This window comes from Candidatus Binataceae bacterium (assembly GCA_035650475.1).
Taxonomy (GTDB): domain Bacteria; phylum Desulfobacterota; class Binatia; order Binatales; family Binataceae; genus JAKAVN01.
In genome coordinates this window covers 128,848-151,378 of sequence record DASRHP010000008.1, presented here as the reverse complement: position 1 = coordinate 151,378, position 22,531 = coordinate 128,848, and the positions used below count along the sequence as shown (strand labels likewise).

The 22,531-nt window shown below is 67.7% G+C and carries 25 protein-coding genes; 17 read left to right on the top strand and 8 right to left on the bottom strand.

Annotation, left to right across the window (positions count from 1 at the left end; genetic code table 11):
* Window positions 1–3 precede the first annotated feature (3 nt).
* The gene (locus tag VFB33_05715; protein HZO81173.1) at window positions 4–531 is read right to left on the bottom strand and encodes a TadE/TadG family type IV pilus assembly protein; all 528 of its coding nucleotides are present in this window, start codon (window positions 529–531) and stop codon (window positions 4–6) included.
* A gap of 263 nt (window positions 532–794) precedes the next feature.
* Between VFB33_05715 and VFB33_05710 the strand changes: the two genes are divergently transcribed.
* Together VFB33_05710 and VFB33_05705 are read left to right on the top strand one after the other, a co-directional pair.
* On the top strand, window positions 795–1,757 hold the full coding sequence (locus VFB33_05710) for a pilus assembly protein TadG-related protein (protein ID HZO81172.1): 963 nt from the start codon (window positions 795–797) through the stop codon (window positions 1,755–1,757).
* Between the two features lie 93 nt (window positions 1,758–1,850).
* A complete protein-coding gene (locus VFB33_05705) occupies window positions 1,851–2,243 on the top strand; it encodes a response regulator (GenBank protein HZO81171.1) in 393 nt (130 codons plus the stop codon).
* A 164-nt stretch (window positions 2,244–2,407) separates the two neighbouring features.
* Here VFB33_05705 and VFB33_05700 read toward each other — a convergent pair whose 3' ends face one another.
* Both VFB33_05700 and VFB33_05695 read right to left on the bottom strand, forming a co-directional pair.
* Window positions 2,408–2,575, bottom strand: a complete 168-nt coding sequence (locus VFB33_05700; GenBank protein ID HZO81170.1) for a hypothetical protein — start codon at window positions 2,573–2,575, stop codon at window positions 2,408–2,410.
* On the bottom strand, window positions 2,576–3,856 hold the full coding sequence (locus tag VFB33_05695; protein HZO81169.1) for an amidohydrolase family protein: 1,281 nt from the start codon (window positions 3,854–3,856) through the stop codon (window positions 2,576–2,578).
* A 125-nt stretch (window positions 3,857–3,981) separates the two neighbouring features.
* Here VFB33_05695 and VFB33_05690 point away from each other — a divergent pair, with 125 nt between their 5' ends.
* From VFB33_05690 to VFB33_05675, 4 genes are all read left to right on the top strand, one after another.
* Window positions 3,982–5,145 (top strand): alpha-hydroxy acid oxidase, encoded by a 1,164-nt coding sequence (locus VFB33_05690; protein ID HZO81168.1) that lies wholly within the window; start codon window positions 3,982–3,984, stop codon window positions 5,143–5,145.
* A gap of 15 nt (window positions 5,146–5,160) precedes the next feature.
* Window positions 5,161–5,529, top strand: coding sequence for a cytochrome c (locus VFB33_05685; protein HZO81167.1), 369 nt, complete (start codon window positions 5,161–5,163; stop codon window positions 5,527–5,529).
* 98 nt (window positions 5,530–5,627) lie between these two features.
* On the top strand, window positions 5,628–6,137 hold the full coding sequence (locus VFB33_05680) for a hypothetical protein (GenBank protein HZO81166.1): 510 nt from the start codon (window positions 5,628–5,630) through the stop codon (window positions 6,135–6,137).
* A 179-nt stretch (window positions 6,138–6,316) separates the two neighbouring features.
* Window positions 6,317–8,050 (top strand): amidohydrolase family protein, encoded by a 1,734-nt coding sequence (locus VFB33_05675; protein ID HZO81165.1) that lies wholly within the window; start codon window positions 6,317–6,319, stop codon window positions 8,048–8,050.
* Window positions 8,051–8,156: 106 nt separating this feature from the next.
* Here the strand turns inward: VFB33_05675 and VFB33_05670 are convergent, their stop codons facing one another.
* The 5 genes from VFB33_05670 to VFB33_05650 all read right to left on the bottom strand — a co-directional run bounded on the left by VFB33_05670 (window position 8,157) and on the right by VFB33_05650 (window position 15,514).
* Window positions 8,157–9,044, bottom strand: a complete 888-nt coding sequence (locus VFB33_05670; protein HZO81164.1) for an alkaline phosphatase family protein — start codon at window positions 9,042–9,044, stop codon at window positions 8,157–8,159.
* Window positions 9,045–9,289: 245 nt separating this feature from the next.
* The gene (locus VFB33_05665) at window positions 9,290–12,679 is read right to left on the bottom strand and encodes an adenylate/guanylate cyclase domain-containing protein (GenBank protein HZO81163.1); all 3,390 of its coding nucleotides are present in this window, start codon (window positions 12,677–12,679) and stop codon (window positions 9,290–9,292) included.
* Between the two features lie 198 nt (window positions 12,680–12,877).
* Window positions 12,878–13,399 (bottom strand): methylamine dehydrogenase (amicyanin) small subunit, encoded by a 522-nt coding sequence (gene mauA / locus VFB33_05660; GenBank protein HZO81162.1) that lies wholly within the window; start codon window positions 13,397–13,399, stop codon window positions 12,878–12,880.
* Window positions 13,400–13,522: 123 nt separating this feature from the next.
* Entirely contained in the window at window positions 13,523–14,671 is a 1,149-nt protein-coding gene (locus VFB33_05655; protein HZO81161.1) for an amine dehydrogenase large subunit, read from the bottom strand.
* A gap of 201 nt (window positions 14,672–14,872) precedes the next feature.
* Entirely contained in the window at window positions 14,873–15,514 is a 642-nt protein-coding gene (locus VFB33_05650) for a helix-turn-helix transcriptional regulator (GenBank protein ID HZO81160.1), read from the bottom strand.
* A gap of 360 nt (window positions 15,515–15,874) precedes the next feature.
* Between VFB33_05650 and VFB33_05645 the strand changes: the two genes are divergently transcribed.
* The 11 genes from VFB33_05645 (at window position 15,875) to VFB33_05595 (ending at window position 22,185) form a co-directional block, all read left to right on the top strand.
* Window positions 15,875–16,240 (top strand): helix-turn-helix domain-containing protein, encoded by a 366-nt coding sequence (locus VFB33_05645; protein ID HZO81159.1) that lies wholly within the window; start codon window positions 15,875–15,877, stop codon window positions 16,238–16,240.
* A gap of 250 nt (window positions 16,241–16,490) precedes the next feature.
* On the top strand, window positions 16,491–16,865 hold the full coding sequence (locus tag VFB33_05640) for a helix-turn-helix domain-containing protein (protein ID HZO81158.1): 375 nt from the start codon (window positions 16,491–16,493) through the stop codon (window positions 16,863–16,865).
* Between the two features lie 186 nt (window positions 16,866–17,051).
* Complete coding sequence (locus VFB33_05635) at window positions 17,052–17,582, top strand: glycosyl hydrolase 108 family protein (protein HZO81157.1); 531 nt, start codon at window positions 17,052–17,054, stop codon at window positions 17,580–17,582.
* A gap of 69 nt (window positions 17,583–17,651) precedes the next feature.
* On the top strand, window positions 17,652–18,083 hold the full coding sequence (locus VFB33_05630) for a hypothetical protein (protein ID HZO81156.1): 432 nt from the start codon (window positions 17,652–17,654) through the stop codon (window positions 18,081–18,083).
* A 36-nt stretch (window positions 18,084–18,119) separates the two neighbouring features.
* Window positions 18,120–18,515, top strand: a complete 396-nt coding sequence (locus VFB33_05625) for a hypothetical protein (protein ID HZO81155.1) — start codon at window positions 18,120–18,122, stop codon at window positions 18,513–18,515.
* Complete coding sequence (locus VFB33_05620) at window positions 18,476–18,886, top strand: hypothetical protein (protein ID HZO81154.1); 411 nt, start codon at window positions 18,476–18,478, stop codon at window positions 18,884–18,886. The genes VFB33_05625 and VFB33_05620 overlap by 40 nt, the downstream gene beginning before the upstream one ends.
* Window positions 18,883–19,119 carry a hypothetical protein gene (locus tag VFB33_05615; protein HZO81153.1) on the top strand — a complete coding sequence of 79 codons (237 nt, stop codon included), beginning with the start codon at window positions 18,883–18,885 and terminating at the stop codon, window positions 19,117–19,119. The genes VFB33_05620 and VFB33_05615 overlap by 4 nt, the downstream gene beginning before the upstream one ends.
* Window positions 19,116–19,454 carry a hypothetical protein gene (locus tag VFB33_05610; protein HZO81152.1) on the top strand — a complete coding sequence of 113 codons (339 nt, stop codon included), beginning with the start codon at window positions 19,116–19,118 and terminating at the stop codon, window positions 19,452–19,454. Before VFB33_05615 ends, VFB33_05610 begins: the two co-directional genes overlap by 4 nt.
* A gap of 44 nt (window positions 19,455–19,498) precedes the next feature.
* Window positions 19,499–19,810, top strand: coding sequence for a hypothetical protein (locus tag VFB33_05605; protein ID HZO81151.1), 312 nt, complete (start codon window positions 19,499–19,501; stop codon window positions 19,808–19,810).
* 30 nt (window positions 19,811–19,840) lie between these two features.
* Window positions 19,841–20,506 (top strand): phage protein Gp27 family protein, encoded by a 666-nt coding sequence (locus VFB33_05600; GenBank protein ID HZO81150.1) that lies wholly within the window; start codon window positions 19,841–19,843, stop codon window positions 20,504–20,506.
* Between the two features lie 170 nt (window positions 20,507–20,676).
* Window positions 20,677–22,185: a hypothetical protein gene (locus VFB33_05595; protein HZO81149.1), complete on the top strand. Its 1,509-nt coding sequence runs from the start codon at window positions 20,677–20,679 to the stop codon at window positions 22,183–22,185.
* Window positions 22,186–22,531: the final 346 nt, after the last annotated feature.

Sequence of the window (22,531 nt, the reverse complement as noted above, 5' to 3'; positions counted from 1 at the left end):
CCACTACTCACTGGTCACCGTATGGGTAACCGATATCTGCGTCGGAAATGTGACCCCGAAGAAACTCTTGCCCAGGATAAGTTTCGTCTTCAGATCATAAGTCACCGTAACCGAGACCGCGCTTCCGGTCGGGCGCGGCACGCTGCTCGGCGTAACGGTGATAGGCTTGAGCCCGGAATCGTTGATGAGCGGCGAGGCTACGGTAGTTAAATAGGAATTGATTTGCGTGGCATTGTAAGTGGGATTTAGAGCTGCATAGCGCGAACAGCTAACTGCCGCCTGATTAACTGCCAGCGCCGCGCCACCTATCAGTACCATCTGGATCACGCCAAGCATCAGAAGAAGGAAAAGCGGAAGTATAAAGGCAAACTCGACCAGCGTCTGCCCATCGGGGCAGAGCGAGGCGCCGCGCCGCACCGGCGTCGCTCGCCCGCGCTCGGCTGGAGTAGCGCAGGTGGAACAACGGCCTCGTCGCGCGTCGCATTCGGTGTCCGTATTTGAGACACTGTCGCCTGCCATCAAAAACTTCATCGAGCTGCGAGCCCGAATGCCGGGATTGCATAGCGAGACCAGCATGAACCATACCATCCAATGCAGATGTCTATTCCGTTGTGCAGTTGTCTATGTCACGAGTTGATACAAGGACAGCAGCCTGGAATTGAAGTGCGCGGCTCAATACCGGCCCGAAGCAGAGATGCTTATATTTGCAGTCTACTGATGAGCCTTCTGCGGCTTCCCAAGGAACGGATCGCTATTTGCAACCGATCGCCAGTGAATAAGTACGGGAGCGCAAAATGAAACAGTGCGGGCGCGAGGGCGGTCAGGTCATGGCGATCCTAGCTTTGGCGCTGGCTGCTGTGATCGGCGTTGCGGCGATCGGGATTGACGCCTTTTACCTCTACTGGAACAAGAATCGGCTCCAGGCCGCCACAGACGCCGCCGCACTCGCAGGCGCGACGTACCTCGGCAACGTCACTCTGCCCAACAAAGATCCGGCCTGCGCATACGCCACTACGGCCGAGAACGCCGCTTGCACCTATGCACTCGCCAACCACCTCGCGCTGAGCGAAATTCAGAGCATCACGGTAAATTCGGCCAACTACACGGTTACGGTAAGCGCACGCCGCACGGTGCCGGCGCTGTTCGCCAAGCTAGTCGGCATTAAGCAGCTCACCGCCGCGGCGACCTCGGTGGCGGCGCTGCGCGCGCTCGCCACGGCGCGGCGCGTGATTCCGATTGGGCTCTCCTATCTGACGCCGTACGTGTACGGACAACCGATCGCGATGCATACGCCGAGCAAAGACGAGACGGCATGTGGACCTGGCTGCTGGCAGGGCTTGGCCCTGGCCGGTACCGGCGCCGAGGTCTTCAGACAGAATTTGGGCTTCGGATGCGACTGCTCAGTGAGCATCGGTGATATCCTGACGGGCGAGCCGGGAGCGAAGACCGGCCCCACCAGTCAGGGCATCACCGATCGCCTCTCATCGCCGGGAATCGATCCCGCCGGCACCTGGAGCCGGCACAATCCGGGCGACCCGCGCGCGGTGACCGTGCCGCTGGTGGATTGGGGAACCTGTCTGGTCGGCGGTGGCGGACGCACATGCAACCCGGTGGTCAAAGGGTTCGCCGAGGTTTGGATCATCGGCACCGACGGTTCAACCATCAACGCTGTCTTCATCCGCCAGGTGGCGCCCGGCACTCCGGGACCGGGCGGCGGCTCCGATACCGGAGCGGTTCATGCACTGCTCATCCAATAGCCGCACCGTTGCGAGGCGGCGGGTTGAGAGGCCGGGGTGCTACTTTGATGGCTCGGCGGGCGCCAACGATCGGACACTGCCGGGAGGGTTGAGGTGGCAATCAGGGCGCTCATAATCGACGATTCGCCATTTGCCCGGAAGATCATCCGGCATCACCTGGTCAAGTTCGGCTGCAAGATCGTCGGTGAGGCCGAGACCGCGGCCCAGGGGCTCAAGCTTTTCCGTGAGCTCAAACCCGACCTGGTTACGCTCGACGTGATGATGCCCGAGTTGGAGGGTATCGAGAGCCTGACCGCCTTCCGCCTGATGCGCAAGGAAGCGCCGGACAAGCAAATCGTCGTGGTCAGCGTGCTGCCGTTCGAGAAAACGCAGGAGACCTTTTTGCGCGAAGGCGCGCTCGCCTATGTGGTCAAGCCGTTCAACCAGTTCTCTTTCGAGCCGGTGCGCCAGAAGCTGATGCGGATCTTCCCCGAGGCCGCAAGCTGAGCGCAAAGGTATCGCCATCCCCGCTCGTCCCGCGGCGCCCGCTGGCGCGGCGGACGCTCAGGCGGCCCGCGCCACACTTTCGACGACCACGCTCTGGAGGAACTCCGGGCTGTTGCCCGCCCTGTACTGAGCCTCCCCTGGTTCCCCAGGCGCGGGCTCAAATATCAAGCTCCGGCCAGTGCCGCGCGCGCCGCGCTTTCAACCACCGTGCCCTTAAAGAAATCCGGGTTGTTGCCCGCCCATAGCCGCACCGGATTCCCAAACACGAAATCGTGGAAGTCCGCCTCGCAGATCAGGCCGTCCTCGACCAGCTCCCACGCCTCGGTCAGCACTTAGGTCATCTCGGGCACGTCGAAGTGCCCGATGTCGGAGCCGAAGACCGCGCCCAGCCGCGCGCTGTAGGGATTGGCGCGGGCGTTGAAAGCCCAGGCATTGATCGGATCGTCCGCCTCGCACCCGAAGTAGAAATTCGGCACGAACAGGTCGCGGATCTGCTCCGCGCGCTCGATCGCGCATGGCGCGAAGTCGTCAAGCAGGGCGTCGGGGTCGGCGGTGCGCGGCGAATAGGCTTCGCTGTCGAGCTTCCATCGCCCAAGCCCGGCCGCCAGCTCCGCGCCGCCATAGCGGGCGAACAACTCGGCGAGCAGCTCGCGGTTGAGATTGGCCGGGTCGATATCCTCCAGCGCCCTGGGATTGCGCTTCTTCCAATGGCCGATCAGATCGCTGTACAGGCCGCACGCCCATCCGACGCCGCCCTCGAGGAAAGCAAAGCGCAGGCGCGGGAAACGCCGCGTCACCCCGCCGAGGAACAGCGCCTTACAGATCGCTTCGGCGGCGGCGCCGAAATGCCCGATATGGTTGTACACCGCGTTGGAGGGCGAGGTGCGCGTGCCGATGCCCTTGGAGACGGTGTGGAAACTTGGTGCGATGCCCAGCTCCTGGCATTTGGCCCACACCGGGTCGTAGTCGTGCTCGCTGTCGAGGGCCAGGGTGTCGAGCCATTGCGCGTACGGATTGGGTCCGGCGGCGCGAATCGGGCGGCGAATCAGGCTCGCCATCATCGCGACTTTCAGCCCCAACTCCCTGACCGCGTACTCCAGCTCCTCGATCGCCTCGTCCGGCGTATGCATCGGGATTACCGCCGCCGGCGTGAGCCGGTCGCTGAACTGGCGGAACTGCTCGGCCGAGAAGCGGTTGAAGGCGCGGCTGGTTATCCGGCGCAGCTCGTCGTCGGCGATGAACGGCGTGCGCAAGCCGGCCGTCGGATAGAGGACCGCGAAGTCGATCCCCATCTCGTCGAGCCGTTCGTACAGCAGCCGCGGCAGCATCGCGGTCGCCCGGTCCAGCGTGTTGCGCGTCGGCACACCCCACCATACCGGCTGGTCGAGCCGGCGCTCGCGCCGCTCCTTGAGCGGGACGGTGAGATGCCACGCTTCGAACGGGCGCGCGCGGAAGCCCTCGACCGCGCGCGTCCCGCCGACTTCCCTGAGGTAATCGAAAAGCTGCGGGCCGAACTCGACCCAGTGGCCGTCGGAGTCGATTACCGGGTGACTCAGGCGCGCGCGCAGCGCCGCCGACGCCGAGCCGCGCGAGCGTGAACTGTCAGCCGCCATGATCGTGGTCCTCTCCTGAAAGAGCCGGCCTGCCAACCTCGCCGCCCTTCCTCTCGGATTACAGCACGGGGTATAGAATGACCGGCCCCGAAGTTCCAGACCCGGCCGGCAAACGGAACGACCTCATGAAGATCGACCGCGCGGTCAACATCGAAGACCTGCATCGGATGGCGAAGCGGCGGCTGCCGAAGATCGCTTTCGACTTTATCGAGGGCGGCGTCGAGGACGAACGCTGCCTCGCGCGCAACGAGGCCGGCTTCGCGCGCTACCGGCTGCTGCCGCACTACCTGGTGGACGTCTCCCGGCGCGACCAGTCGGCGACGCTCTTCGACCGCGCCTACGCCAGCCCCTTCGGGATCGCGCCGACCGGGATGGCGGCGCTGTTTCGGCCGGGAGCCGACCTGATGCTGGCCGAGGCGGCGGCCAACGCCAACATCCCCTTCATCATGTCGGGCGCGAGCACGGCGTCGATCGAGGCCGCCGCGCGCGTCGCGCCGACCCACGCCTGGTACCAGCTTTACGCCGCGCACGAGCGTCGGATCACCGAAGACCTCATCCGCCGCGCGCGCGACGCCGGCCTGAGCACGCTCGTGCTCACCGTGGACGTGCCGATCTCCTCCAAGCGAGAGCGCAACATCCGCAACGGCTTCGGCCAAGCGGTGCGGCTCAAACTCTCGACCCTGGGGACGATCGCCGAAGCGCTGACCCATCCGGCCTGGATCGTCGGCTACCTGCGCCACGGGATGCCGCGGTTCGAGAACTGGGCGGCCTACGCGCGGCCCGGCATTAACGCCGAGCAGCTCGCCGCTTTTGTCGCCTCGCAGATGTCCGGGCCGCTGACCTGGGCCGACCTGGAAGCCTTCCGCAAGCTCTGGCCGCGCCATCTGGTGGTCAAAGGCATCCTGCATCCCGACGACGCGCGGCGCGCCGCCGAATGCGGCGTTGACGGGATCATCGTTTCCAACCACGGCGGCCGCCAACTCGACCAGGCGCCGGCGCCGATCGAGGCATTGCCCGCGCTGCACGCGGCGGTCGGCAACAAGGTCGCGCTGATGCTCGATAGCGGCGTGCGGCGCGGCGCCGATATCGTGATCTCGCTCTGCCTGGGCGCGCGCTTCGTCTTTGTCGGGCGGGCGACGCTCTACGGCGCGGCGGTGGCGGGGCCGCGCGGCGTGCGCAAAGCGATCGACATCCTGCGCGACGAAATCGACCGCATTCTGGCGCAGATCGGATGTCCGACGCTGGGCGCGCTCGGCCCGGACTTTCTGCTGCGCGACGGCGGCGTCTGATTGCGCCGGGGTGCTTTGAACGCGCTCAGGATAATCACAGCGTGGGCGGCGCTGCTGGCCGCATTCGGGCTCGCCTCCGGCGTCGCGCGCGCGGCGTCGCCGGGCGGCGCCGCCGGCGGGAACTACACGACCTACTGTGCGCGATGCCACGGGGCGCAGGGCCAGGGCGACGGCCCTTCGGTTCCGACTCTCGCCACCAAGCCGCAGAAGTTCACCGACTGCGCGCAGATGGCGAAGCTGACGGACGCCACGATGTTCAACGCGATCAAATACGGCGGGCCGTCGGTAGGGCTGCCGATGGACATGCCGAGTTGGAACAACGACCTCGACGACGCGGAAATCCACGCCCTGGTCAAGTTCGTGCGCGGGTTTTGCCACAAGTGACGCCCTGCTTGAGGCGCATAGCGCCATCAGCTAGCGTCTGCCAAACGCGCCGCACGCTCGGCGGCCCAACGTTCGTCCCAGAGGGAGGAGAAAGCCCGATGCGCCTTAGCCGTTGTCTCACCGCCTGTGCGGCCGCCGCCGCGCTGTGCCTGACTGCCACCGCGATTCCGGCCGCCGAGCAAAGTGCGGCCCAGTCGCAGAAGCAGATCGACATCGCCGCCGCCCGCGCCCAGCGCAAGGCGATCGTCGCCGCCAATATGCAGCTCAGCGACCAGGAGGCGCAGGGCTTCTGGCCGCTGTACGAGGCCTACGAAGCCAAGATGGACAAGCTCGACGATCGCCACGCGGCCGAGATCAAGGCTTACGCCAAAGCCTACGAAACGCTGACCGACGCCGATGCCAAGAAAAAGCTCGACGAGGTGATGGCGATCAAGCAGGCGCGGCTCAGCGTGCAGAAGCAGTACATCCCAAAATTCACCGCCGTGCTCTCGCCGATCAAGGTCACCCGCTTCTACCAGATCGACAACAAGCTGCGCGCGATGGTCCAGTGTGACATCGCGCAGATCGTGCCGCTCGCCCGCCCGGGCAAAAGCACGGTCTCGCAATAGCGGCCGTCGCGCCAGCGACCTCGGCCATTTTGGATCGGTGGGGCCGCTTCGGCCCCACTTTTTTTTGGCCGCAGGCGCAGCGATTACTCGCTGTCGCCGCGCTTGGGCCCGGACGCCCGCCGGTGCTATAGGGCTAATACAGACGTTCGAAGTCCTTACCGCAACGGAGGGAACCGAGGATGGCCGATTTCGATCTCCATATCAAAGGCGGCACCGTAGTTGACGGCACCCGTGTGCCGCGCTTCCAGGCCGACGTCTGGATCCGCGATGGCAAGATCGCACAGATCGGCGGGCGCGCGCCCGGCTTTGCGCGGCGCACGATCGACGCCGGCGGCGCGATCGTCGCCCCGGGCTTCGTCGACCTGCACACCCATTACGACGCGCAGATCCGATGGGATCCGTACTGCACGATCTCCGGATGGCACGGCGTGACGTCGGTCGTGCTGGGCAATTGCGGCTTCGGCTTCGCCCCGGTCAAGCCGGATTTCCGCGAGCGCTCGATGCTGACGATGACGCGCACCGAGGCGATCCCGTACGAAGCGATGAAGGCCGGGATGAAGTGGGACTGGGAGACTATCCCCGAGTACCTCGATTCGCTCGAGCGCGCGCCCAAGGGCGTCAACTGCATCCAGTACATGCCAACCGCCTCGCTGATGACCTACGTGATGGGGCTGGAGGCGGCCAAGACGCGCCCCGCCACCGACGCCGAGCGCGCCGCGATGCGCCGCCTGCTCGCGGAGGGGATGGACGCCGGGCTGTGCGGATTCTCGATCCAGCGTCTCGGCCCCGACTCGACGCAGGCCGACTTCGACGGCTCGCCGATGGTGACCGACACGATGTGCGACGAGGACATCCTCAACCTCGCAGAGGTCCTGCGCGAGCGCGACGAAGGCTTCATCCAGATCACCCAGGCCACCGGCCACATCAAAGACGACCTCGCCTTCCTCGAGCGGCTGGCGGCGGCCGCGCGCCGGCCCATCCTGCACAACGCGATCCTGCCCACACGCAAGGATCCCGAGGTCCATCGGCGCAGCCTGCGATGGCTGGAGCGATGCCGCGCCAAGGGGCTGCCGATCTTCGGCCAGACCGCGACCGTGCGCACCGGCTTCGCGTTCACGCTGGAGCACTGGAACCTCTACGACGCGAGCCCCGCGTGGCGCGCGATCACAACCGGCAGCAAGGAAGAGCGCATGGCCAAGATGCGCGACCCGGTGCTGCGTGAGGCAGTCAAGCGCGAGACTGACAACGCCGACCGCAAGCTGCGCGCGATCCAGGCCGGCGTCGGCGGCGCCGTGCATACGCTGATCGTGCAGTGGGTCAACGACCAGCCCGAGCTCGAAAAGTATGTCGGCAAATCGGTCGGCCAGATCGCGCAGGAGGAGAGCAAGCATCCAATCGACGTGATGCTCGACCTCTCGCTCGCCGGCGACCTCAAGGTCGAGTTCCTCGGCCCCAACAAGGGCTTCAACGCCGACTTCATGGCCGAGATGATGAACGCCTCGCCCTACACTTTCCCGGGCGTCTCCGACGGCGGCGCGCATACCAAGTTCTTCTGCGGTGGCGCCTTCACCACCGACTTCCTCGCCTGGCTGGTGCGCGACGAGCACAAGATAACGCTGGAGGAGGCGCACTACCGGCTCTCCGCGCTGCCCGCGCATGCGGCGGGCTTCCGCGACCGCGGGATGCTGCGCGAGGGGATGGCGGCCGACGTCGTGGTTTATGATCTCAACCAGCTCGCGATCGAACCTGACTGGATCGGCGAGATAGCGCGCGATTTCCCGGGCGGCGAATGGCGCCGGGTCCAGCGCGCGCGCGGCTACCGGTCGATCATCGTCAACGGCGAGGTGACCTTCGACGAAGGTCGCGCGACCGGAGCGACGCCAGGCAAGCTGTTGCGTGGAGGGCGCGCCTGAACGCGCACATACGGCTCACGTTTGTACGGGGCGGCGCGCATCGCGCGCCGCCCCGCGCCTTTGCACAACCGCACCAGGCCGCAGAGCCCGCTGACCACGCCGGCGCTCAGCGGCTAAAGAACTCGCGCATGTCCCAGGCAGTGGCGGCCCCCTGCGGATAGCTCATCACCCCGAGCCCTTCGAGCATCAGGCGCAGCGTGTTCTGATGCTGGTAGAAAGTCGTCGAAATATAGCCCTGCTTGATCTTCGGCCCCACGATCACCCACACCACGTGGCCACCGCCGCTGGCCGTGTCCGAACTGACGCTCTCGTCGAACATGATGATCAGCACCGCGCCGTTGCCGGGCTGGAACATTTTCATATTGAGCAGCGGGCTGATGTTGGTATTGAGCCACGCGTCGGCCGTGCTCAGCGAGCAGTCGTGGCCGTCGTTGCAGAGGTTGGGAATGATGAATGAATATCGCGCAAGCGTATGGTTTGTCCGGTCCCTTGCAAACCGAGTGAACGGAACGATTCTTCGTTGATTGGCGATGTTTCTTTTCACATTGCGGAAGTATACAAACGGATTGTGCTTCGCAACGTATCCGCCCGCAGCCGCGCAGCCCAGGAACCCCGCGTAGGGCAGATTCTCCGCGTACACCTTCCAGCTGATTCCCGCCGCGTTGAGGTGGCGCACGATGTTGTCCTGGGTAACCGTCGCTGGACAAACGTCGGCGGTGATGCCGTCGTTGCTTCCGGTGGTAAGCCATAGATAGTTGGGCAGCGAAGGATGGGCATTGGCGTAGTAGTGGGTCGCCAGGCCGTAGTTGTTGATTAGCATGTTCAGAAACGGCATCGAGCTGTTCCCGACTACTTCGCTGTAGCTGTGATTCTCTTCGACCACGATGAAGACGTGACCGAAGGCCGGCGTGACGGCGAGCGCCCGGGCCCCGCACGGCAACATCGCCAGGCCGACCACGAGCGCAAATGCGGCGCGCGCGCTCCTTCCGGACATGCGATTACCTACGGTAAAAACTCCTCGCGGCCACACCGGTTCATGTTAGAACGCGAACCTGCATCTGTGCTGCGGCGCCCAAGTTCCGGGTAACCGTCAAGGGAGATTGCGCGGCTACCAGTAACCTCGACCTCCGAGGCGCCGCGCTCGCAACCAGATGGAAGCGGTGCCCCGAGCGGGCAAACCGCGCGGACGGCGCCGATGAACCTCTGCGGGAAATAATCCGTCCGCGCAGCGCCAGCGGCTCAATCGGCCGCCGCGCCCAGTTCGTCGAGCAGCGCCGCCGCTTCCCGGAAATCTGCGCTCTGGTGTCCCTCGCTGACGCCGTCGATGGCCGGGGCGACAATCGCGCGCGCCTCTTCGCGCCGTCCCCTGCGCTGGAGGAAGCGAGCGAGGCTGGTCGCGCCGCGCAGCTCCAACGAGCGCGCCCGCTGCGCGCGGGCGACCTCGAGCGCGTGGCGCAAGCTGCGCTCGGCCTCCTCGGCGCTGCCGCCGTGCAGCGTTATCAACTCGCCGCGCAAGCGCCAGATCTCCGCTTCGTGCAGGCGGTGGTCGCTGGTCTCGATCCGTTTGAGCGCCTCGGCGATCGTCGCGAGCCCCCGCTCGGGCTCGCGTGCGCCGAGATATGCCTCGGCCAGCAAGCTCAGCGCCTGGCAGTGGATCAACTCGCCGCCGGTTTCGACCAGCGTCGCCATCGCCTCCCGCATCCGGACGATTCCCGCGGAGTGATTTCCCTCGCCGACCAGCGTGCGGCCGACGATCATCGAAGCCACCGCCGACCAGTAGGGAAATCCGTTCTCGCGCGCGATTTCCATCAGCGACTCCGCGCGCGGCCGGACGGTCGAATAGTCGCGCCGCCAGTGCGCCAGCGCGATCGCGTGCATGAGGGCAAACGCGATGCTGAACGGACGCCCCAGCCGGTGGGCCAGCTCCAGCGCTTCCTCGCTTCGCACCTGCGCCTGGTCGGCGTAGCCGAGCATCCAGAGCACCCACGCCATCTGGCCGCGCGACGGCACCACCAGCGCCATCGGCATCGGCAGGTAGCGCGCGATGTCGCGATCGTAAAACGCAATTGCCCGATCGAGATGCTCGCGGGCGGCGCCGAGCTCGCCGCGCCACAGACATGCCGCGCCGAGAGTGGAATGCGCCGCGGCCTGCCGCACCTCATCGTTCATAAGACGCGACAGACTGAGTATTTTGCCCGCGAGCTCCGCGGCGTCGCGCAGCCGGTTGCGCGCGAGATTGAAGTTGCACAGGCCGAACATGATGTTGAACATCTCGGGGCCTTCGCCGATGCGCTGGCACAACTCCATCCCGCGGTTGAGACACGCGGCCAGCTCGGCGCTGGCAAAGCCCTGGGTGGTGGCCAGCAGCGGTCCGCGGGTCCCATGGAGCGCGACCTCGTCGAGGTCGCGCTCGCGCGAGGCTGGCAGCGTCTCCAGCAGCCTCAGCGCCTCGTTGGCGTAGCGCAGCCCGTCCTCATAGGCCGAGCGGGCGCGCGCCTGTTCGGCGGCGAGCTTGAGATAGCCGACCGCCTTGGCCGCGTTGCCGCTGGCGCTGTAATGATGGGCGAGTTCGCCGAGATGGTCGTCGAGCCGCTCGGCGAACAACTCCTCGATCGCCGCCGCGGTCCGTTCGTGGATTTCGCGCCGGCGCTCGATCAGCACGGAATTGTACGCGACTTCCTGCGTGAGGGCGTGCTTGAAAGTATATTCGCTCTCCGGAAATGCGGGCTTTTCGTAGATGAATTCGCCGAGCTGGAGCCGCCCCAGGCGCGCCGACAAATCGTCGTCGGCATGGCTGGTCACGCGGCGCAGCAGCCCGAACGGAAATTCCTTGCCGATCACGGAGAGCATCTGGAGCAGGTCCTTGTCGGCCGCGGAGAGCTGGTCGATGCGCGCGGCGAGGATGCCCTGCACGGTGGGCGGGATGCGGATCGAGCCCAACGGCCGGACCAGCCGCACCGCGCCCTCGCGCACCAGCACGCCCTGGTCGAACAGCGCCTGGACCATCTCCTCGATGAAGAACGGATTGCCGTCGGTGCGCTCGATGATCAGATCCTTGAGCGAGTGCATCTCGGCCGCGTCGCCGACCAGTTCGGTAAGCATCTCGGCGGCGATCTCGCGCCCGAGCGGGTCGAGCCGCAACTGCGTGTAGTAGGTTTTGCTGCCCCAGTGATGCTCATATTCGGGGCGGTAGTTGACCATCATCAGGATGCGTGCGGTGCCGATGCTGTCGGCGAGTAGGTCGAGCAGGCCCTGGGTCTCGGCATCGACCCAGTGCAGGTCTTCGAAGATCACGAGCAGGCTTTGGTTGAGGCTCTCGCGCAGGACCAGGCTCTTGATCGCCTCGCGCGTACGGCGGCGGCGGATCGCCGGGTCCATCTCACCCAGCGCGCTGGCCGGGTCCTCCACCCGCAGCAGCGCGAAAAAGTATGGCAGGGTGTCTTCGAGCTTGCGGTCGAGCGCGAGCACCTTGCCCGTGATCTTTTCGCGCCGCGCGCGTTCGTCATCGTCGTCGGCGATTCGGAAGTAGTCCCTGAGCAGCTCGACCACCGGCAGGTAGGCCGAGGCACGCCCGTGCGAGACCGAAAACGCCTCCATTACCAGGCACTCGCCCTGCGCCATCGACTTGAACTCGTGGAACAGGCGCGACTTGCCCACTCCCGCCTCGGCCACGGCGGCGACGATCTGGCCGCGGCCGGCGCGGGCGAGGCCGAAGGCGCGCTGGAGCTGGGCGATCTCGTGATGGCGTCCGACGAATTTCGAAAGCCCGCGCTGCGCCGAGATTTGCAGCCGCGTGCGCAAGGGCCCCAATCCGAGGACCTCGTAAACGTTGACCGGCTCGCTCACGCCCTTGACCCGCGTGGGGCCGAGCGGCCTGAGCTCGAAGTAGCCGGCCGCAAGCTTGCGCGTCGCCTCGGTCACGGCGATCGAGCCGGTCGGCGCCAGCGTCTGCATCCGCGCGGCGAGGCTGGTCGAATGGCCGATCGGCGTGTACTCGGTGTGCTGGTCGCCGGTGCGGATCGAGCGCACCACCACCTCGCCGGTGTTAAGCCCGATACGGATTTCGATCGGCGGGTTGCCGGCCTCGCGCAGGCGCGCTGAGTAGCGGCCCATCTCGCTCTGCATCCTGAGCGCCGCATAGAGCCCGCGATGGGCGTGGTCCTCGCGCGCGATGGGCGCGCCGAAGAGCGCGAAGATGCCGTCGCCGGTCGATTGCACGATGTAGCCATCGTAGTGATGGACGGAGTTCATCATCAGGCGCAGGGCGGGATCGACCAGCGCGCGCGCCTCCTCGGGATCGAGCTCCTCCATCAGATCCATCGAGCCCTTGATGTCGGCGAAGAGCGCGGTGACGGTCTTGCGCTCGCCGTCGGGCGCTTCGGCCGGTGGTCGCTCGGGTGCGATCCGCACCTCCTGCCCGGGCGGAGAAGCGGCGGCCGTCGATGGCGGCGCGGCCGGAGACGGCGCGGCTGCGGCGCGCAGCGGACTGCCGCACTGGCCGCAGAACTTGAACGAGGCGGGGTTATCGAATCCGCACTTCGCGCATCGATTGCCCAGCGGCGCGGCACAGTTGCCGCAAAATTTCATGCCCTGGGGGTTTTCGCTTCCGCAGCTCGCGCAGGTCGGCACGCGAACCACTGTAGCCGGATTCGCCAAGCCGACCAATCCGCCTGCGGCCGCGGGCGGGCCTATCCCGCGCGCAAGCTGCCGGCCAAGGAATAACCGGCACGCTCGGGCTGCGGCGGATTGAGTAACCGGCCCCTGACCTCTTCCCTGAAGGGAAGCGGAGCAGGGGCTTTTGATCGGCGAAGTGCCAGGCGTCGCCGATCAGGTCTTGGCACCGAGGCGGATCGCCGTGGTGCAGTGGTAGGCAAAGTTCTTCGCGCCGAAGCACCAGATGATGTCGTTGTCGAGCTGCGGCCGGTAGATCGGCACCTGCCCCTTATTGTTGTCGCAGAAGCATCGGTTGCAGACGTCTTTGCCGCAGCAGTCGCGGTAGGCGATGATGTACTCCTTGCCGTCGGTCGGATGCTGGCAGGTGCCGACCCACGAGGTCGGCGAGGCCACCGTCCCCGGCGGGCACGAGGTAAGGCCGCCGCCGCAACAGCTGCACAGGTAGCCGTCAAAGCCGCAATAGCGCCAGTAATCGCAGCTGGTCAGGTCGCCCGGCTCGCCTTCGCCGCCCTCGCCGGCCGCCATCGCGGCGTGCGCCTGCTCGACCACCCGGTTGATCGGCAGCAGCGGAATCATCATTCCGCCGACCAGCGCCTTGCCTAGGTAGCCGAGAAAGCCGCGCCGCGAGGTGCGCTGCGCCACCGCCCGACTCAGACGTTCCACCAGTGCGTCCATCGCCGTCCCCCTATGATGCGAAACCGCGCGCGGCCTGCCGCGTCCGCCGCGCTCCCGCCCTGCCAATTAGCACCGCGCCCAGCGCATTGCCAGCACACCGCGCGCGCTCCTCGAATGGTCCCGCTACAGCCCGAACAGCGTGTACGGGTTCTGCGCAACTTCCCTGACCGTGCCCAGGTAGCGGCCTTTGAGCGCCGAGAAGACCTGCACCGCCGCTTCCTTGGTCGCCATCGCGAACAGCAGCGGGTTGTCGTCCTGGCTGACCCGGATCGCGTTGGAGGCGATCGGCAGCGGGATCCGCTCGACGCGCTTGTGGGTGTTGACGTCGTACGCCCAGACCTCGGGCCCGGCCTTCTGATGGGTCCACTCACCGCCCTGATGCATCAGGACGAAGAGCTGATGGCCGCGGGCCCATCCGCCGACCGGCTGCCATCCGCCCGGCCGCCATCCTTCGCGCTTGTCCGCCGCGCTCAGCATCGACCAGCTCTCACCCGCGCGCGCGGGGCTCGCCGACAGATCCATCGGATAGACGGTCGCGTGATAGCTGACAAAGTAGGCGGTGCTGCCGATGATCGCGGGGAGCTGGAACACGGGATCCTTCTCGACATCGAAAAACGGCTTGGCGGTGCGCTTCTGGCTGGTCACCTTGGCGTTGTCGTCGAATTGGGTGGTGAGCATCGCGCCGTCGGCGCATACGGAGGCGAACTGGCGCGCTCCGAGCACCAGGATCTCCGAGCAACCTGGAATCTGGACCTCGCCGGCGACCTTGTGGTTTTCGAGATCGACCGCGGTGACCGAGGTCGCTGGAGTGAGATTGAGCATCAGCAGGAAGCGCCCGTCGGTCGTCACCTCCATCGAGGTCGCGTCGGGGATCGCGAGCTGGCGCTTGGTCGGGATCGCAATCTCGCCGACCGGCGCGAGCTTGCGCGTATCGTAAATAGTCACCACGTCGGTGCGCTCGCCGCGGACCAGGCGCGAGTAAAAGGTCTCAGCGACGTATAGATGCTTATGATCCGGCGCGGCCGCGAACATCGCCGCGAGTCCGCCCGTGATATTGCCCACCACCTGCTGGGTGTCGCCATCGATAAGCACGATCGGTGTAACCATGATCGAGCCCGCGAAGGGGCTGAGCGCGGCGACCCAGTGCGGCGAAATCGGCGCGAGCTCGCGCACCGTGGTTTGCTCCTGCGGCGGCATCTGCGCCATCGCACCGCTCGCCCGCGCTACGAGCGCGGTGCACAGCGCAACCATGATCCCCACCCGCTTGGCCATGTCGGTTCTCCTGCGCGGCCTGTTCGGCATCCGGCGGACAATGCCAAGCCTAATAGTCGGAAATGGGCCTCCTTTCCAGTCCCGCGCGGCTGTCGCGACAGGCGCCGCGGGGGGCCGCAACCCGCATCGGCATCCCCAATGCCCGCATCCGTTAGAAAACGCGCGACAGCATCGCTCCGCAGGCGTCGGCGCACAGCCGGCTCACAGACGCCCGCCGATCCAAATTACGTAGCCGAGGACGGCGATGCTCTCGGGGGTCACGATCGCGGGCTCGTAGGCGGGGTTGTCGCTGCGTACGACCAGCTTGCCGTCGGGGCGGCGCTGCACGCGCTTGACCGCGATGTCGGCGCCGGAACGCAGCGCGTAAATGCCGTCGTGGCGGAAGCGCGGCTCGCGGAGATCAATCAGCACGACGTCACCCTCGTCGATCGTAGGCGACATCGAGTCGCCGACCGCTTCGATCAGCATCAATTCCTTGGGGTCGGCGTTGAAGCGCCGCCGCAGCCAGTCGGCCTTCAGCGCCACGTAATCGACGATTTGCGGGCTTTGCAGCGCAGTGCGCCCGGCTTGCAGGCGCACCGATTGCCGCGGAAAAAAGACGTACTCGCCCCTGTCCCCGACCGGCGCCTGCGCGCGCGCGGCGTCATGGCCGGTGGCCAGCCACTCCACCGAAACCCGCGCCGCCTTGGCCAGGCTGACCAGGCTGGTCATGCTCGGTTGCCCACGCCCGGCGACCCACTTGTAGATGGCGTTGTCGGAAACGCCGACGGCGCGAGCGAGGTCGGCCACCGATCCGAACTGCTGCATGATGAGGCGCAGACGCAGGCGGAAGTCGTCATTCACAACTGTAGTTGGTCCACTTGACATACTATCCTACTGTAGGAAAATAACATCCGTGAATCGTGCCGGCCTCAGAAGCAAATTTCCCGCCATCAGCCACGCCGATCCACGGCCACTTTAGCCTGGCCGTTCGCCCGTTAGCCCACCGCCTGAGTGCTGCTTCGTCCACTCATCGATCCGCAATCGCGACACCACCATCGATGCTCCCCCTACTTAGCAAGCTTCCTCACCAACTGCGCAACCGATGTGCCGTGCCTGGCCGCTTGCGCCACGGGCCTCGCCGTTGAAGCGCGCGCACGTCCGGACGCCTGCGACTGCCGGCCGCGCGCTCGCACATCCGCCGCACTCCGGGAGACTCTAGCGATGGAATACGCTCCAGGCTGTCTGTCGATTACCGAAGTGCAACGAGCCGTTGCACGGGCCTTCGGGCTGACCGTGCATCAGATGCTCTCGCGCGCGCGGCCGCGCCGGATCGCCCAGGCGCGTCAGGCCGCGATGTACCTGTGCCGTCATCTGGCTGACGCCGGATGGCTGGGCCGTCGGCGGCTGGCCGGTTCCTACCCGCGCATCGCACGCGCCTTCGCACGCGATCACAGCAGCGTCATTCACGCCTGCAACGCGGTCGCGCGCCGCCGCCTGTACGACCTCGAGCTCGCGTGCCGGCTCGACGAGCTCGCGTGCGAACTCGCCCGCTCGCCGGCGCCTGCTGCATCGATCCACGCCGCGTGAGTGGATGCGGGGCGGCCGTGCGCACCGGCACGATGTGGTCAAGCGGCAATCCAATGGCGGCTGCACCCGGTCGATCCGTGGCGACCGGCGGCCGTCCTGCCTCGCGCGGTCCGTATCAACCCGGTTCCCGCGCCCGTCCGCCGCCGCCCCCGCCGCCTCCGGTTCAGTTCAACCCGGACGCCTGCGCCGTCGTCGCGCCCGCGGCAGCGCGCGGCGCAGGCGAGACTCGCTCCCGTGGGGGGAGATCGCGATGCTCGATTTTTTCATCCAGTTGATCGGCGAAGAGGCTACCGCCCGTCTGATTGAACGCTTTGGCGGCACCCGCCTTTACGTTCCCCATTACCCGGCCCCCGACGACGCGCTGGTGCAGACGATCGGTGTGGAACCGGCGCTGCGGCTCGCACAGACCTTCGGCGGCGAGCGCGTCGAGGTGCCCAAGCCGCCGCCGCGGCGCGTGCAGATTCTTGCTCTGCGCGCGGCGGGGCGCAGCGTCGAATCGATCGCGCGCACGCTGGGATGCACGCGGCGGCGGGTGTTCCAGGTGCTCGCCGAGGCGCGCCGCGCGGCCCAAGCCGCGCCACGGTCCGCACCGCCCTCGCCGCGCGCGCCTGGCCATCCGCGCTGAGCGCGGGCCGCCGATAGGCGCCGAAGCAAGGCGCGCGGCACGCTGGTCAGCGATGAGCGGTGCGGCACTCGTCGCGCTCTGCCGGGCGGGCCGTACGAGCCCAGGGGGCGGTACAAAATAGCCACTTCGGCGGGGTGAAATATTTCACCCTTATGCTCCGTCGGGCGCTCTGCGACGATTGCGCGCATGAGTCGCCCGGGCGCAGCCTCGCAGAGCTATCCGCCGGCTTTTCAGCGCGCGGTCGCGCGCGTGCTCGCCAACGAGGGCGCCTACGTCGATAATCCCGCCGACCCCGGCGGCGAGACCAGGTTCGGAATCTCCAAGCGCGATTATCCCAATCTGGATATCGCCGCGCTCACTCGCGAACAGGCAATAGCCATTTACTACCGCGACTGGTGGCAGCGCTGCCGCTACGCCGAACTGCCCGGCCCGATCGCGGTGAAGCTGTTCGACCTCGCGGTCAATATCGGGCCCGAGCATGCCGCGCGATGCCTCCAGCGCGCCCTCCGCGCCTGCGCCCGGCCGCTGGTGGAGGACGGTGCGATCGGACGCGCCACCCTCGGCGCCGCGCGCGCGGCCAACCAGCTCGCGCTGCTCGCCGCGCTGCGTTCGGAGGCCGCCGGCTACTATCGCACGCTCGCCGCGCTCGAGCGCGGGCGGCGCGCCGACGGCGATTGCAAATTCCTCCAGGGCTGGCTCAACCGTGCCTACGAGTGAGCGCGGAAGTTCGGGAGTTGCCCGGTTCGGTCGTCCGATCGCCGGTGAACTGAAGCAGGAGGAATCAATATGAACCTCGATGTCGCAACCGCCTTGGGATTTGTAGCGGTGGCGGGCGGCGGTTTCGTGCTCGGCGCGCTTGCTGGACGCACGATGCTCGCTGAGATGCGCTCGCTGTTGGAAAGCTTCGAGTCGCGCCTGGCCGCGCTCGAAAATTCCGTCGCCGGCCGTGCCTCCGGCTCATCCCACGCGCCCGCCGATCCGCACGCCGCCGCGCTCGCCGACCATGCGGGCGCGGTCGCCAGGCTCGCCCAGGCGATCGAAAAGCATGCGCAGGCGATCGACGATCACGGCGCGGCAACCGTCGCCGCCGCGGTAGAACTCGGCACGCATCCGCTGCCCGCCGCCGCGAATCACGCAGCCGGCGGCGCGGCGATGGGAGCGGCGGCAGCCATAGCGCCCGCGGCCGCCGCCTCGACGGTGGGGGCGCCCCAGGGCTGAGCGCGGGCACGTCCGACAGGAACGGGAGCGTCCCCAATGCTATCGCTGCTTCAGTTTTGGCGGCCGCTCGGGCTTTCGCTGCTGGTCGCCGCCGCGCTCGCCTATCGCGCCCTGCTCGTCCATCAGCGCGACGCAGCGCGCGCCCAGGCGGCCCGCCTCGGCGCTGAGCTTGCCGCGGCGCAGGCGGCCAGTGCCGCGATGCGCCAGGCGGTCGCAGCGCAGAACGCCGCGGTCGCCCGGCTCAGGGTTGAACTCAGGCAAAGCGCGGAGGCGGCGGCCGCGCGCGATCGCGCCGCTGCCGCCGAAGGCGCCGCAGTGATGCGCCAGGCGGCGGCGGGCGCGCGTGCGCTGCAGCGCGCGCGGATCGACGCCGGATGCGCGGCGGCGATCCGATGGGGCAACGTGCAGAGCGCGAAGCTGGCGCGATGGTGATTTGCGGTTGGCAACGACGCGCGCGCGCACAGGCGCCGCGCCGACTTTCCCGCGCGGCGGCGCGGACGCTCGTCGCGGCGGGGCTCGGCTGCGCGATGGCGGGATGCGCCGCCGGCGCGGCGGCCCCTTTGCCGGCCGCGCCGGTCAGGGTCGAGGTCCCGCTCCTTCGCCAGGTCCCCTGCCCGCTGCCGCGTCTCGCTCATCCGACGCTCCCGCTCGGCGCGCTGACAGCCGGCTCGCCGCCCGCCGACACGATTCGCGCCTACGCCGCGTCGGTCGCGATTCTCAAGGGCGCCGTGCGCGAGCGCGAAGCGCTGCTCGCCGGATGCGCACGCGCGGCCGCGACCGCCAGCACGGGGAAGCGGCGATGAAGTTCTTAAGCGACGTCCTGACCGGCAAGGACAACCTGACCTACGACGCCGGGCGGGTGGTCGGCGTGCTCGGCGCGCTCGCCTACGTCGTGTTCTGGGCGGTGCAGGTGGCGGTGACCCGTCGCTTCAGCCCCGGCGACGCCGACGCTTACGGCAAGGGGCTGGGGATGGTGCTGCTGGCGATGGCGGGCGCGCTGGCGATCAAGTCGCATACGGAGCCCGACCCCAAATGATGAGCTGGGACGCGGTCGGCACGCTGGCGGCGGCGCTGATGGCCTTCATGGCGCTCAACGTCGGCACGCTCAAGTGGCTGTTCGAGCGCCACGAGGCGGCGATCGACAGCCAGATCGCCGCGCTCAAGCGCGAGGGCAGCGACTTCTCGCACGAGGTCGAGCGCGAGATGCTCAAGCTCAAGGCCCAACTGCCGCTGGAGTACGTCCGGCGCGAGGACTGGATCCGCTTTTCGAGCACGCTCGACGCGAAGTTCGACGCGATGCGGGTCGAGCTGCGCGCCGAGATCGAGGACCTCAAGCAGCGCCTGGCCGAGCGCGTCGAGGCAATGCCGTGACACGGCCGGCTGCCAATCCCCAGTGAGCGCGGATTACCAGGAAAATGGACTCCATCGATCTTGAACAGAAGCAGCGCGAAGAGGCCCGCTGGCGGATCCTGCGCGTGCTCGACGCCGGCCGTCCGATCGCGGTCTCGGAAACCATCGTCTGGCGCGTGCTCGCCGACATCAAGCTGCCGCTCACCCTCAACACCCTGCGCCGCGAGCTTACCTATCTGCGCGACCTCGGCCTGCTCGAGATCGACGGCGCCGAGAACGAAACCTGGTATGCGCGGCTGACCGCCGCCGGCGTCGACGTCGTCGAATACACCGCCGCCGCGCCGGCCGGAATCGCCCGCCCGCGCAAGTACTGGTGAGCGCGATGCAGGCCTGCGCCAACTAGTGTCATGCCCTGGCGCGGAAAGCTCCGCACCCTGCCGCCCGAGCTGCGCGCCGAGCTCGACCGCCGCCTGGTCGAACGCGGTTTCGCCAACTATCGCGGCCTCGTCCACTGGCTCGACCAGCACGGCTGTCACATCAGCATCAACTCGCTCAGCCGCTACGGGCGCATCCTCGAGCGGCGACTGGCCACGCTCAAGATCGCTACCGCGCAGGCGCGCGAGGTGGTCAAGGCGGCCGGCGGCGCCGACGACACCGTCAACGAGGCGCTGATGCGTCTGGTGCAAAGCGACCTCTTCAACGTGCTGGTCGAGGTACGCGAGCTCGACCCCAAGAAGGCGGACCTCAATGCGCTCGCGCGCCATGTCGCCTCGATCTGCCGCTCGGCGGTGCAGATGCGCCGGCTGGCCGAGGAGATGCGCCGCGGGATCGGCAAGCGCGTGCGGACCGCCACCCGCAAGGTGGTCGCGGCCGCGCGAGAGGGGGCGCCGGGTGGACTCTCGACCGAAGCCGAGCGCAGGATCCGCGCCGCGCTACTCGAGGTGGCCGAGCTGCCGGCGCCACCGCTCGACGAATCGCTCCCGCACGCGCGCGCCCTGATGGGCGAAGGCGAGGCAGCCGCGCCGGCGGCGCCGGCTACGCCGAAAGAGCGCGTCCACAGCGGCACTGAGTAAGGCTGGACTTAACTAATATGCGTATCGCGCACGAGCCGGCGCCCGCGCCGCCCAGCAGGCGGCGGCGCCCGCGGACCGCCGGCGCCGCCGATCGACCCGCACCTCCATCCTCGTCCAAAACGATCGGGGAGGGACTCAGAGAAGGGAGCGGAACAAATTCCGCCGGCGACGTGCTGCTGCCCTACCAGGTGCGATGGCTCGCCGATCAGTCGCCGGTCAAAGTCGCTGAGAAATCGCGCCGGGTCGGCATCACCTGGACCGAAGCCGCCGACGCTGCGCTGAGCGCTGCCGCCGCCCGCGGGATGGACAGCTGGTACCTCGGCTACAACCGCGACATGGCGCGCGAGTTCGTGGAGACCGCGGCCGCGTGGGCGCGCCACTTCAACAAGGCGGCGCGCGCGATCGAGGAGATCGCTATCGACGACGAGCGCCGCGACATCCTCGCCTACCGCATCCGCTTCGCCTCAGGCCACAAGATCGTCGCGCTGAGCTCGCGCCCCTCCAACCTGCGCGGCAAGCAGGGCCGCGCCGTGATCGACGAGGCCGCCTTCCATGACGACCTGCCCGGCCTGCTCAAGGCGGCGCTGGCGTTCACGATGTGGGGCGGGCTGGTGCGCGTGATCTCGACCCACAGCGGCGCCGACAACCCGTTCAACGCGCTGGTCAACGACATCCGCGCCGGCCGCCGCCCGTTCTCGCTTCATCGCATCACGCTCGACGACGCGCTGGCCGACGGACTCTACTACCGGATGTGTCAGAAGCTCGGCCGCCGATGGAGTATCGAGGCGGAGCGCGAATGGCGCGCACGGATTTTCGATGAATACGGGGAGTCGGCCGACGAGGAGCTGATGTGCGTACCGCGGGCGCGCGGCAGCGCTTTTCTCAGCTCGATTCTGATCGAGAGCCGGATGCGCGCGGGCGCGCCGGTGCTCCGATGGGAAGTCGCCGAGGAGTTCGCCGAGCGGCCCGAGGAAGTGCGCGTCGCCGCCGCGCGCGAATGGTGCGAGCGCAACCTCGACCCCGCGCTCGCCACGCTTGACCCCGAGCTGATGAGCTGCTTCGGCGAGGACTTCGGCCGGCTCGGCGACCTGACCGTGATCTGGCCCCTGCAAATCGGCGCCGACCTGGTGCGCCGCACGCCGTTCGTGATCGAGCTTCGTCGGGTGCCCTTCCGCCAGCAGGAGCAGATCCTCTTTCACCTGGCGGACCGGATGCCGCGCCTGGTCGCCGGCGCGATGGATGCGCGAGGCAACGGCCAGTACCTCGCCGAGACCGCGCGTCAGCGCTACGGCGCGCGCATCGCGCAGGTGATGCTCTCGCCCGCCTGGTACCGCGAACACATGCCGCGCTACAAGGCGGCCTTCGAGGAGCGCATGCTCGAACTGCCGCGCGACGCCGAAATCCTCGCCGACCATCGCGCGCTGGTCGTTGATAACGGCTTCGCTCACGTCCCCGAGCGGCGCGCTCAGAAGGGACGCCACGGCGATGCCGCGATCGCCGGCGCGCTCGCCTACTACGCGAGCACGCTCACTCCGGCCCAGGAGGCGGCGTATATGCCGGCGCGCCGTGCGCCGCGCGCGTTGAGCGGCGAGCCGCACCCGCCGTTCGAGATGCCGCCGGAGGAGGACCTCCGGAGGCGCACGGGTATCGGGCGCCTGCGCGCGTGGGCGCTGCTGTGAAAAGCGCGGCCCACAGGCGCCGGCGCGACCGTCAGACCGCGTTCCGGCGATGGATGCTGCGGCTGGCGGCGCTGCGCTGCCGGGCCGCGCTGCTGTGGACCGGCGGCGACCGTCGGCGGGCGGCCGCCGCGCTCGGCCTGAGCCGGGTCCAACTATGGCGCTACCTCAGGTGGGACAACGACCGCCTCGAGCGCGAGCGAACCACCAAGTCAGCGGCAAAGCCGTCCTGTCACCCACAACGCCGATCGGCACACTGCGCCAGGAATACGGCGCCATCCAATAGTTCGCGCTTCCCTTCCCTTCACGGAAGGGCCGAGGATTAGGTAGTTCGACCGGATACTGGATT

Coding starts and splice junctions, on each gene's coding strand:
- VFB33_05600 (HZO81150.1), top strand. CDS start 19,841: ATGCCCTGGCGCGGAAAGCTCCGCACCCTGCCGCCCGAGCTGCGCGCC.
- VFB33_05635 (HZO81157.1), top strand. CDS start 17,052: ATGAGTCGCCCGGGCGCAGCCTCGCAGAGCTATCCGCCGGCTTTTCAG.
- VFB33_05605 (HZO81151.1), top strand. CDS start 19,499: ATGGACTCCATCGATCTTGAACAGAAGCAGCGCGAAGAGGCCCGCTGG.
- mauA (HZO81162.1), bottom strand. CDS start 13,399: ATGGACGCACTGGTGGAACGTCTGAGTCGGGCGGTGGCGCAGCGCACC.
- VFB33_05710 (HZO81172.1), top strand. CDS start 795: ATGAAACAGTGCGGGCGCGAGGGCGGTCAGGTCATGGCGATCCTAGCT.
- VFB33_05630 (HZO81156.1), top strand. CDS start 17,652: ATGAACCTCGATGTCGCAACCGCCTTGGGATTTGTAGCGGTGGCGGGC.
- VFB33_05620 (HZO81154.1), top strand. CDS start 18,476: ATGGGGCAACGTGCAGAGCGCGAAGCTGGCGCGATGGTGATTTGCGGT.
- VFB33_05715 (HZO81173.1), bottom strand. CDS start 531: ATGAAGTTTTTGATGGCAGGCGACAGTGTCTCAAATACGGACACCGAA.
- VFB33_05675 (HZO81165.1), top strand. CDS start 6,317: ATGGCCGATTTCGATCTCCATATCAAAGGCGGCACCGTAGTTGACGGC.
- VFB33_05640 (HZO81158.1), top strand. CDS start 16,491: ATGCTCGATTTTTTCATCCAGTTGATCGGCGAAGAGGCTACCGCCCGT.
- VFB33_05655 (HZO81161.1), bottom strand. CDS start 14,671: ATGGCCAAGCGGGTGGGGATCATGGTTGCGCTGTGCACCGCGCTCGTA.
- VFB33_05670 (HZO81164.1), bottom strand. CDS start 9,044: ATGTCCGGAAGGAGCGCGCGCGCCGCATTTGCGCTCGTGGTCGGCCTG.
- VFB33_05625 (HZO81155.1), top strand. CDS start 18,120: ATGCTATCGCTGCTTCAGTTTTGGCGGCCGCTCGGGCTTTCGCTGCTG.
- VFB33_05695 (HZO81169.1), bottom strand. CDS start 3,856: ATGGCGGCTGACAGTTCACGCTCGCGCGGCTCGGCGTCGGCGGCGCTG.
- VFB33_05645 (HZO81159.1), top strand. CDS start 15,875: ATGGAATACGCTCCAGGCTGTCTGTCGATTACCGAAGTGCAACGAGCC.
- VFB33_05690 (HZO81168.1), top strand. CDS start 3,982: ATGAAGATCGACCGCGCGGTCAACATCGAAGACCTGCATCGGATGGCG.
- VFB33_05615 (HZO81153.1), top strand. CDS start 18,883: ATGAAGTTCTTAAGCGACGTCCTGACCGGCAAGGACAACCTGACCTAC.
- VFB33_05680 (HZO81166.1), top strand. CDS start 5,628: ATGCGCCTTAGCCGTTGTCTCACCGCCTGTGCGGCCGCCGCCGCGCTG.
- VFB33_05610 (HZO81152.1), top strand. CDS start 19,116: ATGATGAGCTGGGACGCGGTCGGCACGCTGGCGGCGGCGCTGATGGCC.